General features: G+C 60.5%; 13 protein-coding genes. 5 read left to right on the top strand and 8 right to left on the bottom strand.

Annotated elements, in window-relative coordinates; all coding sequences use genetic code 11:
* Nucleotides 1-10: 10 nt before the first annotated feature.
* Genes agaE through kbaZ form a run of 5 tightly spaced genes read right to left on the bottom strand, consistent with a single transcriptional unit; the run spans nucleotide 11 to nucleotide 4,636 of the window.
* Nucleotides 11-889 carry a PTS N-acetylgalactosamine transporter subunit IID gene (gene agaE / locus NOM67_RS19565; protein WP_005354370.1) on the bottom strand — a complete coding sequence of 293 codons (879 nt, stop codon included), beginning with the start codon at nucleotides 887-889 and terminating at the stop codon, nucleotides 11-13.
* Nucleotides 879-1,652: a PTS N-acetylgalactosamine transporter subunit IIC gene (agaW, locus tag NOM67_RS19560; RefSeq protein WP_005354369.1), complete on the bottom strand. Its 774-nt coding sequence runs from the start codon at nucleotides 1,650-1,652 to the stop codon at nucleotides 879-881. The genes agaE and agaW overlap by 11 nt, the downstream gene beginning before the upstream one ends.
* Before the next feature lie 15 nt (nucleotides 1,653-1,667).
* On the bottom strand, nucleotides 1,668-2,141 hold the full coding sequence (gene agaV / locus NOM67_RS19555) for a PTS N-acetylgalactosamine transporter subunit IIB (RefSeq protein ID WP_005335358.1): 474 nt from the start codon (nucleotides 2,139-2,141) through the stop codon (nucleotides 1,668-1,670).
* The gene (locus tag NOM67_RS19550; RefSeq protein WP_255939481.1) at nucleotides 2,141-3,310 is read right to left on the bottom strand and encodes an SIS domain-containing protein; all 1,170 of its coding nucleotides are present in this window, start codon (nucleotides 3,308-3,310) and stop codon (nucleotides 2,141-2,143) included. The genes agaV and NOM67_RS19550 overlap by 1 nt, the downstream gene beginning before the upstream one ends.
* 12 nt (nucleotides 3,311-3,322) lie before the next feature.
* Nucleotides 3,323-4,636, bottom strand: a complete 1,314-nt coding sequence (gene kbaZ, locus NOM67_RS19545) for a tagatose-bisphosphate aldolase subunit KbaZ (RefSeq protein ID WP_255939479.1) — start codon at nucleotides 4,634-4,636, stop codon at nucleotides 3,323-3,325.
* Nucleotides 4,637-4,910: 274 nt separating this feature from the next.
* Here kbaZ and NOM67_RS19540 point away from each other — a divergent pair, with 274 nt between their 5' ends.
* Together NOM67_RS19540 and cysQ are read left to right on the top strand one after the other, a co-directional pair.
* Nucleotides 4,911-5,771, top strand: coding sequence for a DeoR family transcriptional regulator (locus NOM67_RS19540; protein ID WP_104016662.1), 861 nt, complete (start codon nucleotides 4,911-4,913; stop codon nucleotides 5,769-5,771).
* A gap of 47 nt (nucleotides 5,772-5,818) precedes the next feature.
* Complete coding sequence (cysQ, locus tag NOM67_RS19535; protein WP_255939477.1) at nucleotides 5,819-6,574, top strand: 3'(2'),5'-bisphosphate nucleotidase CysQ; 756 nt, start codon at nucleotides 5,819-5,821, stop codon at nucleotides 6,572-6,574.
* Nucleotides 6,575-6,653: 79 nt separating this feature from the next.
* Here cysQ and NOM67_RS19530 read toward each other — a convergent pair whose 3' ends face one another.
* The 3 genes from NOM67_RS19530 to NOM67_RS19520 form a co-directional block, all read right to left on the bottom strand.
* Nucleotides 6,654-6,950 (bottom strand): YciI family protein, encoded by a 297-nt coding sequence (locus NOM67_RS19530; RefSeq protein WP_033112808.1) that lies wholly within the window; start codon nucleotides 6,948-6,950, stop codon nucleotides 6,654-6,656.
* 24 nt (nucleotides 6,951-6,974) lie between these two features.
* Nucleotides 6,975-7,526, bottom strand: a complete 552-nt coding sequence (locus NOM67_RS19525; protein WP_041210614.1) for a septation protein A — start codon at nucleotides 7,524-7,526, stop codon at nucleotides 6,975-6,977.
* A 90-nt stretch (nucleotides 7,527-7,616) separates the two neighbouring features.
* Nucleotides 7,617-9,140: an aminotransferase class V-fold PLP-dependent enzyme gene (locus NOM67_RS19520; RefSeq protein ID WP_255939468.1), complete on the bottom strand. Its 1,524-nt coding sequence runs from the start codon at nucleotides 9,138-9,140 to the stop codon at nucleotides 7,617-7,619.
* A 174-nt stretch (nucleotides 9,141-9,314) separates the two neighbouring features.
* Between NOM67_RS19520 and NOM67_RS19515 the strand changes: the two genes are divergently transcribed.
* The 3 genes from NOM67_RS19515 to NOM67_RS19505 all read left to right on the top strand — a co-directional run.
* On the top strand, nucleotides 9,315-9,950 hold the full coding sequence (locus tag NOM67_RS19515; RefSeq protein WP_255939465.1) for a hemolysin III family protein: 636 nt from the start codon (nucleotides 9,315-9,317) through the stop codon (nucleotides 9,948-9,950).
* Nucleotides 9,951-10,067: 117 nt separating this feature from the next.
* Nucleotides 10,068-11,729, top strand: coding sequence for a putative transporter (locus NOM67_RS19510; RefSeq protein WP_043849840.1), 1,662 nt, complete (start codon nucleotides 10,068-10,070; stop codon nucleotides 11,727-11,729).
* 232 nt (nucleotides 11,730-11,961) lie between these two features.
* A partial coding sequence (locus NOM67_RS19505) for a retention module-containing protein (RefSeq protein WP_255939462.1) occupies nucleotides 11,962-13,492 on the top strand: 1,531 nt, incomplete at its 3' end.

Genomic DNA, 13,492 nt, shown 5'->3' with positions numbered 1-13,492 from the left:
CGGCTCCGGATTAGAGGAAACCGGCGAACTTGCCGACGATACCGAGTACCACCGTGATGACGATGAGGCGCAGCGGGCTCCAGCCTTTGCGGATCAGGGCGTACATCGCCAGGGTGTAGAGCAGCGGCAGGAAGGCGGGCATCAGCTTGTCGAGCACATCCGCCTGCAGTTTGACGACCGCATCACCGGCAGTGATCTCCAGCGTGGTGCCAAGACGCACATAGGTGGCGACCAGTGCGCCGATCACCGTCATACCGACGATGGAGGCAGCATGCCCCACCTTGCGGGTATTGGCCTTGATGACCGGAATGGCCGCCACCCCCATGCGGTAGGCGTAGTGCGCCAGACCAAAACGCAGGCCGAAGTGGACCACGTTGAACAGCAGGAAGAAGACCACGGCACCCATGATGGAACCTTGCAGCGCCAGATCTGCCCCTATGCCGCCGCAGATGGGGAGCAGGGTGAGCCAGAACATGGCATCGCCAATCCCGCCGAGCGGTGCACCGACGGCAATTTTGGTGCTCTGGATGCTGTTGACGTTCTGCTTGGAGCGCTCCATCGCCAGCACGATCCCCATCACGAAGGTGACCAGGAAGGGGTGGGTGTTGAAGAAGCCCATGTGCCCTTTCATGGCCCGGGAGAGATCCCGCGGATTGGTGTGGATCTTCTGCAGTGCCGGCAGCAACCCATAGAGCCAGCCTGAGGCCTGCATCCGTTCATAGTTGAAGGAGGCCTGCAGCAGCAGGGAGCGCCAGGCAAAGCGGTTGATATCCTGCTTGGTCAGCTCGGCGCCAAGCTGCTGATCTTCATAGGTGTCGTCGGATTGTGGCCGGGTATTGTGCGGTTCGGCGCTGGAGATGATCCGCGCAGCTGTGTTGTTAGATGCCATCTTCGGTTTCCTCCTGAACAGGACGAGCTTGCGGGGTGGTGGTGCGCATGAAGTCGATCAGGGCCATGGCCAGCGCGGCGGCGGCGATGGCCAGCACCGGCAACTGGAGCCAGGCGGCAGCGACGAAACCGAGGATGAAGTAGGGGATATAGACGTTCTTCATCATGATCTTGAGCAGCACGGCAAAACCGATGGCGGGCATGATGCCGCCAGCAACGCCGAGGCCATCGATGAGGCGGGCGGGCAGCACGTCGATGGCTGCCTTGGCATGTTCGGCCCCGAAGTAGGTGGGCAGGAAGGCACAGAGGAAGTAGAAAGTGCCCAGAGCCAGCAGTGCCAGGTAGTTGACCCGCTCGATACCGCGCACGTCAGCCGCTTCGGCCATGCGATCGCAGCGGGACATCACCCCCGACATCACCGAGAAGAGGAAGGTGATCCCCATCTGTACGGCAACGGCGAAGGGAACGGCAACCCCGACCGCCACATCCGGCTTGACCCCGGTGGTGATGGCGAAGGTGGCGCCGACTATGGTGCCGATAATGACGTTGGGCGGTTGCGCCCCCGCCAGCGGGGCCAACCCCATCCAGACCAGCTCCAGAGTACCGCCCACCAGAATGCCGGTAGGCAGGTCGCCGAGGATGAGGCCAACCAGCGGCCCCAGCACCACGGGACGGTGGAAGTGGGTCAGACCGTTGAACAGGTCGAGTCCGGCGAAAAACGCCAGGATGCCAAGCAGCAGACCTTGTAACAAACTGATTTCCATCACAATTGTCCTTAATCAGAGCAAATTGAAAATGTCCTGTGCCGGTTCGGTCGGCACGCCCTGGACATAGCACTCGACACGGGCGTCCCGCAGGGCGCGAAATGCGGTGATGTCCTGTTCGTCCACGGATACGGTCTTGTGGATTTGACGCTTGCCGTCGGCGTAGTGCATGTTGCCGACGTTGATCCGGGAGATGGGGACACCTCCCTGAACAAGGGTGTTGAAATCGGTTGGGTTTTTGCAAACCAGCAGGATCTTCTGGCGATCTGCCGCCTTGTGGATGTTGTCGATCACCTTCTGGAGCGGCCAGAACCGCACCGCAATGCCTTCGGCCAGCACCATCTCCATCAGGTTCTGCTGGATGGGGTCCTCTGCCACCTCGTCGTTGGCGACCAGCACCAGATTGGCACCGGCAAAGCCGACCCACTGGACACCGACCTGACCGTGGATCAGACGCTCATCGATCCGGCTTAATACGATATTGGGCATCACAGCACTCCTTCTTGGTGGAACGGATAGATATTGACCCCCTGTACGACCCGGTTGACCTGACCGGTGGGGCAGGGATTGTCCGGGCTGATCCCCAGTCCCAGCGAGGTATGGAAGGCGTAGTACTGGGCATAGAGCAGGTAGCAGAAGGCGAGCTGGGCATCGTCGCCATGCAGGGTGGCGGGCAAATAGATGTACTCCCCCTCCTCGATGGCGGGATGGTGCTGGTCGGCGATGGCGACCACCCGGGCGGCCTTGCCATCGCTTCGCAGCTCGCGCAGCAGATCCAGATCGTATTGCCGGGTGTAAGGGTCGTTGGAGATGAGCAGCAGGATGAGCGTCTGCTCGTTGACGACCGATTTCGGGCCGTGGCGAAAACCGGTGGGGGAGTCAAACATGGCGACCAGACGGCCGGCGGTCAGCTCCAGCAGCTTGAGTGCCGCCTCCTGCGCCACCCCTTGCAGACTGCCGCTGCCAAGATAGATGACCCGCTCGGGCAACGGCTCGTTCCAGGCCGGTACGCGCTGCACAACCTGCTCCAGAATGGCGTCACTGGTAGCGACCAGTTGCTCGCAGCGCTGGCGGTTGAACCGCTCTGGCAGGAAGAGAGACAGGCAGCTCAGCATCATGCTGGTCAGGCTGCTGGTCATGGCGAAGCTGCGATCATTGGTCTGGGGCGGCATCAGCAGGGCCAGAGAGTGGGCATCTTGCTGACAGCGGCGATAGAGCGCCCCTTCACCGTTACAGGTCAGTACCAGATGGTGGCAGTGGCTGAGCAGCTGGCTTGCCAGTTCGACCGCCGCCACGCTCTCGGGGCTGTTGCCGGAGCGGGCAAAGGAGATAAGCAGGGTCGGGCAATCTTCGGCCAGATACTCGGCCGGGTCGGTGACGATATCCGTGGTGGCGATCGCCTCGACCCGGGCATGCAGGTGGGCCGAGAGATAGGGGGCGAGCGCCCGACCGGCAAAGGCGGAGGTGCCAGCCCCGGTCAGGATGATGCGCAGCTCTTGCCGGGCGAGCAGGGGGGTCAGAAAACGGGTCAATGCTGGACGGCACTCCTCGACCATGGCGAGGGTCTCGCGCCAGGTGACGGGTTGCTGGCGAATTTCACGGGCAGTCGCCAGGCCATTGGCACTGCGCAACATCTCTTCTGAATAACCAAGGATCATGTCTGCAACTCCTTATACAACAGGGTCGAGCTGGGAATGGCGGCGAGAGGCCGCAGTGCAGGCGCTGGCGTAGTGCCGCAGCACCTCCTGCACCTGATCGAGAATGAGGTCATGGGGATTGGCCGAGAGCGAGCCCTGACGCACCTTGCGATACTGCAGGGGCAGATGCTGGCTCAGCAGTGGCAAGGGGATGGGCTCCGCCGCCAGATTGGCCAGCAATCTGGCGTAGCACTCATCGACCCGGCTATCGGGCCAGTAGTAGCGAATGCGATCCGAATAGCTGTAGCCACGGGCCAGTCGACACTCGTTGGCACTGCCCTGATAGTGGCTGCGCCAGAAGTCGGGGCGCTCCAGCATGGTCTCTTCCATCACCTTGCGCAGACCTGAACAGGCCTTGGCAACCACCAGTTCCTCCTCGATGGCGGCAAGGGCAAACAGCGCTTCGCGCAGGGCGAAGGTGAGGGCGGGGCCGACTTTGAGAATGGCAAAGTGGTCGCGTACCAGCTGGCGGTAGGCCTCGGGAGTCTGGTAATCGGTGGAGTGGGCCTCGAACACCATGTGGGGATAGGCTTCGATCATCCGGCTAAGGGGAGCCGCTTTTTCGGGCCGGTAATCGATGACGCGGGTATGGTCAAACTCGACGCCGGGTTGCACCACCAGACCGATCACCCTCGGCCAGATATGGGCCAGCCCTGCCTTGCTGAAGGCCTGTTGGTGGGCCTCGAGGGTATGGCGCGCCGCCTCCGGCGTGGTGACCGCCAACTCGGCAAGATCTTCATGGGCACCGCCCGGCACCGGCACCTCGGTGCCAATCACATAGACCAGATCGCTCTCGCCAAAAGTGGCCAGACAGGTTTGCTCGGCGATCTGCGCCAGCCGTGCGGCTCGCTCTGCGACCAGCTCATCGGTCAGGGGGACGGGATCGCCCTGACAGGACATGCTGCAGTCGAGGTGGATCTTCTTGAACCCGGCAGCGACATAGCTGGCGATGAGATCTTCGGCATGTGCCATGGCCTGCCCGGCCGGTTCCCCCTGCCAGCGGTTGGGGCCCAGATGGTCGCCCCCCAGAATGAGGCGCTGCGCCGGAAAGTGACACTGTGCCGCCAGCTCGTAGAGGCGATCGCGAAAGTCGGCGGGGGTCATGCCGGTATAGCCGCCAAACTGATCCACCTGATTGGAGGTGGCCTCGACCAGCAGCAGCTCATCCCTTTCGGCGGCCAGCCGCAGCGCGGCCTCCAGCACCAGCGGGTGAGCGGAGCAGACGGCGTAGATCCCGGTCTGTTCTCCCTGTTTATGTCTTTCGACCAGTGCCAGCATGGATTTCATTTTGATGTTCCTTGGTTGCTGCGGATGGAAAGGTTCTTTCGATTTCTTTTCTTTACGGTAGTAGGGAGGAAAAGAAAACGAAACAAAAGAGTCGTCAGATCTTGAAAGGGATCACAAAAAGAAAGGCATCGAAAGGTTTCGAATGGTGGGGAAAGATGATGAGAGTGGTGGTAAAGCGTAATGAAGGCTTGATTTGGCACCTTCGCTGAGCGTTAATATGCAAACGTAACGAAGTGAAAGCGATCTTTCACTACAGCATTCCGGCAGAAGAACTATGCAAACAAGTGAAAAAGGTGCGCTCGGAACCAGCGAGCGGCGGGAGCGGATTATTCAGCAGCTGCGCAGCAATGGCAGCGTTCAGGTCAACGAGCTGGCGAGTCACTATCAGGTCTCTACCGTGACTATCCGCAACGATCTGGCCTTTCTGGAGAAGCAGGGGGTGGCCGTGCGCGCCTACGGCGGCGCCCTGCTGTGTGAACCGGGCCAGACAGTGCCGGAGCGCACCATTGCCGACAAGAGTGTGCTCAATACTCCGGTGAAGCAGCGGATCGGCGCGCTGGCGGCGACTCTGGTGCCCTCTGGCTGTCGTCTTATCCTCGATTCGGGGACGACAACACTGGAGGTGGCGCGTCATCTGAAGGGACATCAGGAGATCCTGGTGATGACCAATGGCATGAATGTGGCGAATGAACTGCTCGAAGCAGAAGGGGTGGAGCTGCTGATGACGGGCGGACATCTGCGCCGCAAGTCGCTCTCTTTCTACGGTGCGCAAGCGGAGCAGTCCCTGCAAAACTACCACTTTGACATGCTGTTTCTCGGGGTGGATGGCATCGATCTGGAGCGCGGCGTCAGCACCCATCATGAGGATGAGGCACGCCTCAACCGCTGCATGTGTCAGGTGGCCGAGCGGATTGTGGTGGTCACCGACTCCAGCAAGTTTGGCCGGCGCAGCCTGCACAAGATCATCGATACCCTGCGAATTCACACCCTGATCACCGACGATGCCGTGCCTGCCGATATCCTTTCCGGTCTGCGCAATGCCGGTATCGAAGTGCTGCTGGTACCGGCCGATGGCAGCACGGGACAGGAGAAGCGGGGGCAATATAATCCAGTGCAATCAGCTATAAGCGGTTGATGACAAACGCGATAGACTGGGTTTCTCACTCACTGATCGAGCCTGTTATGTACCACCCCGATATCACCGAACTTGAACCTGTTGCCCGCGCGGCGGGGGCGGCCATCATGGCCATCTACAGCCAGCCTTTCGCGGTGGAGTACAAGAGCGACGAGAGTCCGCTGACCGCGGCCGACAAGGGGGCTCATGAGGTGATCGTGCAGGCGTTGGCACGGCTGACTCCCGACATCCCTGTATTGTCCGAGGAGTCGGGGCCCGAGGTGATGGCGGCGCGCCACGGCTGGTCCCGTTACTGGCTGGTGGATCCCCTCGATGGCACCAAGGAGTTTGTCTCCCGCAACGGCGAGTTCACCGTCAATATCGCACTGATTGAAGAGGGGGTGGCGCGCTGGGGGCTGGTTTATGCGCCGGTGCTGGACAAGCTCTGGTATGGCGGCAAAGGAGTAGGCGCCTGGCGCATCGTCGATGGCAAGCGCGAGTCCATCCAGACCCGGCCCCATCGTGAAGGAGAAGCGTGGCGGGTGGTAGGCAGTCGCAACCACCTGTCGCAGGAGACCCTCGATTTCTTGGCTCCCTTTGGGGAAATCGAGCTGGTCTCTATGGGCAGTTCGCTCAAGTTCTGCATCATCGCCGAGGGGGGCGCCGAGCTCTATCCGCGCCTCGCACCCACCTGCGAGTGGGATACCGGCGCTGCGCAGGCGGTGCTGGAGGGGGCGGGGGGCAGCGTCACCCAACTCGATGGTTCACCGCTGCGCTATAACAAGACCGACATCCTCAACCCATGGTTTGTCGCCAGGGCGTGAGGCTGATACCGGGATGCAAAAAGGCCGGACTGGAGTGAACTTCCAGTCCGGCCTTTTTTATTTCGCTATTCGCTTCGGGTCAGAAGACCTTCTTGAACGGCTTGATGGTCACTTTGGCATAGACGCCAGCTGCCACATAGGGATCGGCATCGGCCCAGGCCTGGGCATCCGCTTGCGAGGCAAATTCGGCGATGACGGTGCTGCCGGTAAAGCCGGCATCGGCCGGATCCTCGGCATCGATGGCCGGGTTGGGGCCGGCTGTCAGCAGCCGACCCTCATCCTGCAGGGCTTGCAGGCGAGCCAGATGGGCGGGGCGAACCTGCTTGCGCAGCGGCAGGCTGCCCTGAACATCTTCGGAGTAGATGAGATACCACATGAGACAATCCTTTTCTGATGAGGGTTATTTTTTCAGCTGTTCTTTCTGATCAGCCGGAATGTGGCGGTAGAGGTAGACACCGCTGAGCAGGGTAAAGACCAGCGTCATCCCCAGCAGGCCGAACACCTTGAAGTTGACCCACATCTCCTGCGGCAGGTTGAAGGCCACATAGAGATTGAGCAGGCCGCAGACGGCAAAGAAACCGGCCCAGCCGAGGTTGACCCGATCCCAGATGGCGTCGGGTGCCTGCAGCTCCTTGGCCAGCATCTGCTTGATCAGGTTCTTGCCAAAGCCATAGCGGCTGATGAGCAGCCCCAGCGCAAACAGGGCGTTGATGACGGTCACTTTCCACTTGATGAAGGTGTCATCGTGGAAGAACACGGTGAGACCGCCAAAGAAGCCGACCAGCAGGAAGGTAAAAAGCTGCATCTTCTCGACTTTGCGATAGCGGATCCAGCTGTAGGCGAGCTGCAGACCGGTGACCACCACCAGGGCGCCAGTGGCCATGTAGATGTCGTAGAACTTGTAGACCGCAAAGAAAACGATAAGTGGAATAAATTCAATAAATTGCTTCATTTCTGACGCCTAGTCCTCAAAGATGGCCTGCAAATTTTGCCCAGTCTACCCGCACGGTGGACAACGGCAAATGAATAAGACCGCTCATTTTTACGCCGGTTCCGCGCTGTCGCCAAACAGTTGGCGAGCAATGGTGAGCCCCAGTCGCTGCTGATCGGCCAGCAGGTCGCGGATATGGCGCTCTTCAATCAGGGGGTTGAGCAGCACGGCGCGCAGCAGAGTAAGCGGCTGGGCACCGTAGCGCACCACGGCGCGCTGGGTACGGGAGACGAAGCTGTGCCCCTCGGCGCGCTGGGCTTTTTGCAGCGCCACGTTGAAGGCGTTGACCTGCTCGTTGGCCGCTTCATCCAGCACCTTACCCTGCAGATGGGGCGGGATGCAGCGATAGGAGAGCAGGTTCATCACCGGAGCAGACATCAGCTCGAAGGCCGGATTGCTGGTAATAAGCTCGGCCATCAGCCGGGCCCGGTCGTAGTTGGCCTCGATAAGGTCGGCATAGCCTTGCTGGCCGAACAGCTGGAAGGCGGCATCCAGATAGAGGGCATTGGCCGGACGGGTGCCCTCCAAGGTAAAGCGGCCCTGATCAAACGAGGTGGCACGAATGGCGTAGGGGGCCTCCCGCTTGACCGCCATCATCAGATCCGGTTGGCGGCAGAGCAGCATGCCGGTACCGAGCGGCACCAGCAGCTGTTTGTGGCCATCCAGAGTGACGGTATCGGCGTGCTCGATCCCGGCCAGCAGGTTTTGATAGCGGGGAGAGAAGAGGGTCGGGCCACCCCAGGCGGCATCCACGTGGAAGTGGATCTGCTCGCGCTCGGCGATGGCGGCCAGCTCCGGCAGGGGATCGATGGAGCCAAAGTCGGTGCTGCCCGCCACGCCGACCAGCGCCAGTACTTTCAATTTTTGCTCTTTGCACTGGATCAGCGCCTGTTCCAGCGCAGCCAGACTGAGCCGGTTCTGCTCGTCGGTCTCGAGGCGCCAGACGCTGCGGGCGCCCAGCCCCAGCAGATCCATCCCCTTGTCGAAGGAGTAGTGCATCAGCCGGGAGCCGAGAATGACGGCGCCGCGATAGCCCTGCTCGTAGAGGGCAAACAGGTTGTCGCCGCAGGCGCGGTTGCGGGCCAGCCAGAGGGCGGTGACGTTGGCGATGGTGCCGCCGCTGGTCATGACGCCGAGGGCGGCATCCTTGGCATGCATTTGTTCACCGTAGAAAGCATCGTCCATGCCATAGATGAGGCGGTGCAGCTTGGCCAGCACCTCCCGCTCCAGAAAGCTGAGCAGGCGTGAGGACTCCATCTTCATCGGATTCTGGTTGAGCATCACCACCAGACGGGATAGCTCGGCAGTGAAGGCCGGCAATGGTGCCGTCATATGACCCATGTAGCGTGGCGAGGTGAGGTGAGAGGCGCCGGGTACCAGAGTAGCCAGCCGGGCGAGATAGGTCTCGGTCGAGCAGCCGCTGGCGGGCATGCAGGACTGGTCGAGCTGATGGGTGAACAGGTCGCGCTGGTAGGGGGCCTGACTGTCGTCGGAGTGGTGGAAGGTCTCCAGCAAGGTGCTCATCGCCTCGCCAAAGGCGGGATCCGCTTGTGCAAACAGCTCAGTCAACTTCATCAGGTTCTCCAGACCAGGTCACCGGGGTAGGTGTCTATGCCGCTTCTGTCGGGCATCGGCGGCAGAGCATACACCAAAGGGGGGCGGGTGACAGCCACCCCATTTTTTAAGCGAACACTTGTACTCTGAAATGACGCTGGGTAGAGTGTCGCCAATGATAACGGAGTGAATGTTATGAGTGGTGTGATGGATTACTCCCCCCGGGAAGAGCTGGCCAACCGGCTGAGCCACGGAGCGGGATTGTTGCTGGGTATTGCCGGGTTGGTGCTGCTGCTGATCAAGGGGTGGGGGCAGGGCACGCAAGCGCTGGTGAGCTACAGCCTCTATGGTGGTAGTCTGGTGCTGCTCTATCTCGCCTCGACCCTCTACCACAGCATGGTGGAGGGCAAGGCGCGACGCTGGTGCAAGGTGTTTGATCACTGCGCCATCTATCTGCTGATCGCCGGTACTTATACCCCCTTCCTGCTGGTGGCGCTCGATACGCCGCTGGCGCGCGGACTGATGGTGGTGATCTGGGGGCTGGCGCTGGCCGGGGTGGTGTTCAAGCTGATATTCATCAATCGCTTCAAGAAGTTGTCGCTGTTTACCTATCTGATGCTGGGCTGGCTGTCGCTGGTGGTTATCTATCAGCTCTATATCCATCTGGCTGGTGAAGGGCTGCTGCTGCTCGCGGCGGGCGGACTGGTCTACAGCCTCGGGGTGATCTTCTACGTGGCCAAGCGAATTCCCTACAACCACGCCATCTGGCATCTGTTTGTGCTGGGGGGCAGCATTTGTCACTTTATGGCCATTTACGGCTATGTCGTTTAATTAACCCTTAATTGGTATTTTTGCCGCACCAAAGGATAAATTCGTGCGTTATCACACAGTTGGCGGCATCGTTTGCTGACAAGCTAGGGACAGTTCAATTCGCAAAGGATGCACACAATGAGTGATATCGCGCTTTCCATCAGCATGTTGTCGCTGGTGGCAGTGCTGGGGCTCTGGCTGGGGAACTGGCGAGTCTATGGCGTCGGGTTGGGGATAGGAGGGGTGCTGTTCGGCGGTATCATAGTCGGGCACTTTGCCGGCCTCTCCGGTCTCGCACTGGATGAACAAACCCTGCACTTCATTCAAGAGTTCGGTCTGATCCTGTTTGTCTACACCATCGGCATTCAGGTTGGTCCCGGCTTCTTCTCTTCTCTGCGCAGCTCCGGCCTCAAGCTCAACGGCTTTGCGGCCCTGCTGGTGCTGCTCGGCGGCGTGGTCGCTGCGGCCCTGCACCAGCTGTTCGATGTACCGCTGCCGGTGATCCTCGGGGTATTCTCCGGTGCGGTCACCAATACTCCTTCGCTCGGTGCGGGCCAGCAGATCCTGGGTGAACTGGGCGCAGCTCCCGGCTCCACCGGCCTGATGGGGATGGGCTATGCGGTTGCCTACCCGTTCGGTATCTGCGGCATTTTGCTCACCATGTGGCTGATCAGGGTCTTCTTTCGCATCAAGGTTGAGGAGGAAGCCGCCCAGTTCGAGCTGCAGACCGGCAAGACCAAGGAGAGTCTGCAGACCATCAACATCGCGGTGCGCAACCCCAATATGCATGGCCTGATGCTGAGCGAGATCCCGAGTCTCGACGAAGCCGATGTCATCTGCTCGCGCCTCAAGCGCGGCGATGAGTTGATGGTGCCGCGTCCTGATTCGCGCATCGAGTTGGGCGACCTGCTCCACCTGGTGGGTGAGCGCCATGCGCTGCACAAGGTGCTGCTGGTGCTCGGGGAGGAGGTGGAGACCTCGCTCTCGACTCGTGGTACCGACCTGCGCGTTGAACGGGTGGTAGTGACCAATGAACAGGTGTTGGGCAAGAAGATCCGCGATCTCGACATCAAACAGCGTTATGACGTGGTGATCTCCCGCCTCAATCGGGCCGGTATCGAACTGGTGCCGACCAGCCAGACCAGCCTGCAGTTTGGTGACATCCTCAACCTGGTGGGGCGCCTCGATGCCATCGAAGCGGTGACCAATGTGGTCGGCAACGTGCAGCAGAAACTGCAGCAGGTGCAGATGCTGCCGGTCTTTATCGGGATCGGCCTTGGCGTGCTGCTTGGCTCCATCCCCTTCTATCTGCCGGGCTTCCCGGCCGCGCTCAAGCTCGGCCTGGCGGGCGGGCCGCTGGTAGTGGCGCTGATCCTGTCGCGGATCGGCAGCATCGGCAAGCTCTACTGGTTCATGCCGCCCAGTGCCAACCTGGCGCTGCGGGAGATCGGGATCGTGCTGTTTCTGGCGGTGGTCGGCTTCAAGTCCGGTGCCGGCTTCGTCGATACCCTGATCCACGGCGATGGCCCCTCATGGATGCTCTACGGCGTCGCCATTACCCTTATTCCGTTGCTGGTGGTCGGGGTGCTGGCTCGCCTCTATGGCAAGATGAACTACCTCACCCTGTGTGGTTTGCTGGCCGGCTCCATGACCGATCCTCCCGCGCTGGCCTTTGCCAACGCCATGCATCCGACCAGCGGTGCCAGCGCCCTCTCCTATGCCACTGTCTACCCGCTGGTGATGTTCCTGCGGATCATCTCGCCACAGCTGCTGGCTATCATCCTCTGGGCTGGTGCATAACTCTCTGAAATGGCAGGTGCATGGTTTGTCATGCGCCTGCCATATTTCTGTAATGTACTGATAAAATTGATTTTATTTTATATCCCTCCGTTAGCTCCGACCCTTCTGGCCGGCTGAACAGTTCAGCCCCAAATCAGTCTATTCTTTCGAATTTTCTAACTGGTTATTTCCACTGCCTGTGTGCAAAGTAGGCTGTGGCTTTTTGCATGCAAATCAGGATTCAGGAGAGAACATGATTACCAATGCCATTACCTTGGAACAGGGCGTAACCGTAACCCAACTCAAAGGAAAGATTTACCTGCTTGCCGCAGACGGCAGCCGGAAGCTGTTGGTTGAAGGGGATGTACTGCCAAAAGGGGCTGTGATTGTCTCTCCGGATGGTGGCAGCTTTATGGGCGGCAACCAGTCGTTCAATGTGCAGCCGGCCGGTCAGCCGAGCGAGTCGGCCGAAGAGGGAGATGCGCCCCAGCTGGCACAAAACGGTGCACCCGGCACTCCGAGTGATATCAATGCATTGCAACAAGCCATTTTGGGCGGCGCTGACCCGACCAAGACTTTTGAAGCCTCGGCTGCGGGTGGTGCACCTGCTGCTGGCGGTGGTGGCGTCGGCGGTGTTGCTGGCGCCAGCGGCAACGGCGGCTTTGTCACCATCGACCGTATAGGTGATGCCACTATCTCCCAGGCGGGTTTTGATACGACCAATCCAGTCGATACCGGCGTCATCGTCAATGCCTTGCCGGGTACCGACAATCAGCTGATCGACCTTGTGCCGCCAGTGATCACCGTATCGGCTCCTGATAACACCAATGACACCACTCCCACTCTGACCGGTACCACAGATGCTCCGGCTGGCAGTATCGTGACCCTGCTGGTTACCGATGCGAATGGTAATCAGCAAACCCTTACCGCGATAGTCAATCCAAACGGCACTTTCACTGTTGATGTAGTCACCCCTTTGGCTGAGGGCTCTTATAACGTCACGGCCAGCGTCACCGATCCTGCGGGGAATACCGGAACGGCAACCGACAATGGCAGCGTCGACACCGTGGCACCGGAGCTGGACATCGACCTCGACCCGATCGTGGTGGGTAGCGACAACACCGTCAACAAAGCGGAAGCGGATGATAAGGCGAGCGTGACCCTGAGCGGCACCGTGAGCGGCGACGCCAAAGTGGGTGACACCGTGACCCTGACCCTGGGCGATGGCAGCAAGCTGACAACCCAGGTTGTCGTGCTGGGCAATGGCCAACTGGGCTTTAGCACCAGCACCACCGCCGACAAGCTGGTCGATGGCACGAGCGTGAAGGCCGAGATCACCGTGACCGATGCGGCGGGCAACAGCACCACCAAGTCCGACAGCGAAAGCTACAGCATCGACACGGCGGCCCCGAGCGTGGTGGTCAACATCGTTGACGACAAGCTGACCGTGGGCGAGACCAGCGAGGTCACCTTCACCTTCAGCGAGCAGGTCAAGGGCTTCGAAGTGGGCGACCTGACCGTGGTGGGCGGCACTGTTACCGACCTCAAGACCACTGACGGCGGCAAGACCTGGACCGGCACCTTCACGCCGACCCCGGGTTTTGAAGGCACAGCCAGCGTCACCGTGAACGAGGGCAGCTACACCGACCTGGCGGGCAACGCGGGCACCGGCGGCAGCGACACAGCCGGCGCCGATATCAAAGCACCGAGCGTGGTGGTCAACATCGTTGACGACAAGCTGACCGTGGGCGAGACCAGCGAGGTCACCTTCACCTTCAGCGAGC

Source organism: Aeromonas sp. SG16 (assembly GCF_024436135.1).
GTDB classification, from domain to species: Bacteria; Pseudomonadota; Gammaproteobacteria; order Enterobacterales; family Aeromonadaceae; genus Aeromonas; species Aeromonas jandaei.
The sequence above is the reverse complement of the archived record's forward strand: the minus strand, read 5'-3'. Positions and strand labels throughout refer to the sequence as shown.

Coding starts and splice junctions, on each gene's coding strand:
- agaW (WP_005354369.1), bottom strand. CDS start 1,652: ATGGAAATCAGTTTGTTACAAGGTCTGCTGCTTGGCATCCTGGCGTTT.
- kbaZ (WP_255939479.1), bottom strand. CDS start 4,636: ATGAAATCCATGCTGGCACTGGTCGAAAGACATAAACAGGGAGAACAG.
- agaE (WP_005354370.1), bottom strand. CDS start 889: ATGGCATCTAACAACACAGCTGCGCGGATCATCTCCAGCGCCGAACCG.
- NOM67_RS19525 (WP_041210614.1), bottom strand. CDS start 7,526: ATGAAGCAATTTATTGAATTTATTCCACTTATCGTTTTCTTTGCGGTC.
- NOM67_RS19550 (WP_255939481.1), bottom strand. CDS start 3,310: ATGATCCTTGGTTATTCAGAAGAGATGTTGCGCAGTGCCAATGGCCTG.
- NOM67_RS19540 (WP_104016662.1), top strand. CDS start 4,911: ATGCAAACAAGTGAAAAAGGTGCGCTCGGAACCAGCGAGCGGCGGGAG.
- NOM67_RS19520 (WP_255939468.1), bottom strand. CDS start 9,140: ATGAAGTTGACTGAGCTGTTTGCACAAGCGGATCCCGCCTTTGGCGAG.
- agaV (WP_005335358.1), bottom strand. CDS start 2,141: ATGCCCAATATCGTATTAAGCCGGATCGATGAGCGTCTGATCCACGGT.
- NOM67_RS19510 (WP_043849840.1), top strand. CDS start 10,068: ATGAGTGATATCGCGCTTTCCATCAGCATGTTGTCGCTGGTGGCAGTG.
- cysQ (WP_255939477.1), top strand. CDS start 5,819: ATGTACCACCCCGATATCACCGAACTTGAACCTGTTGCCCGCGCGGCG.
- NOM67_RS19515 (WP_255939465.1), top strand. CDS start 9,315: ATGAGTGGTGTGATGGATTACTCCCCCCGGGAAGAGCTGGCCAACCGG.
- NOM67_RS19530 (WP_033112808.1), bottom strand. CDS start 6,950: ATGTGGTATCTCATCTACTCCGAAGATGTTCAGGGCAGCCTGCCGCTG.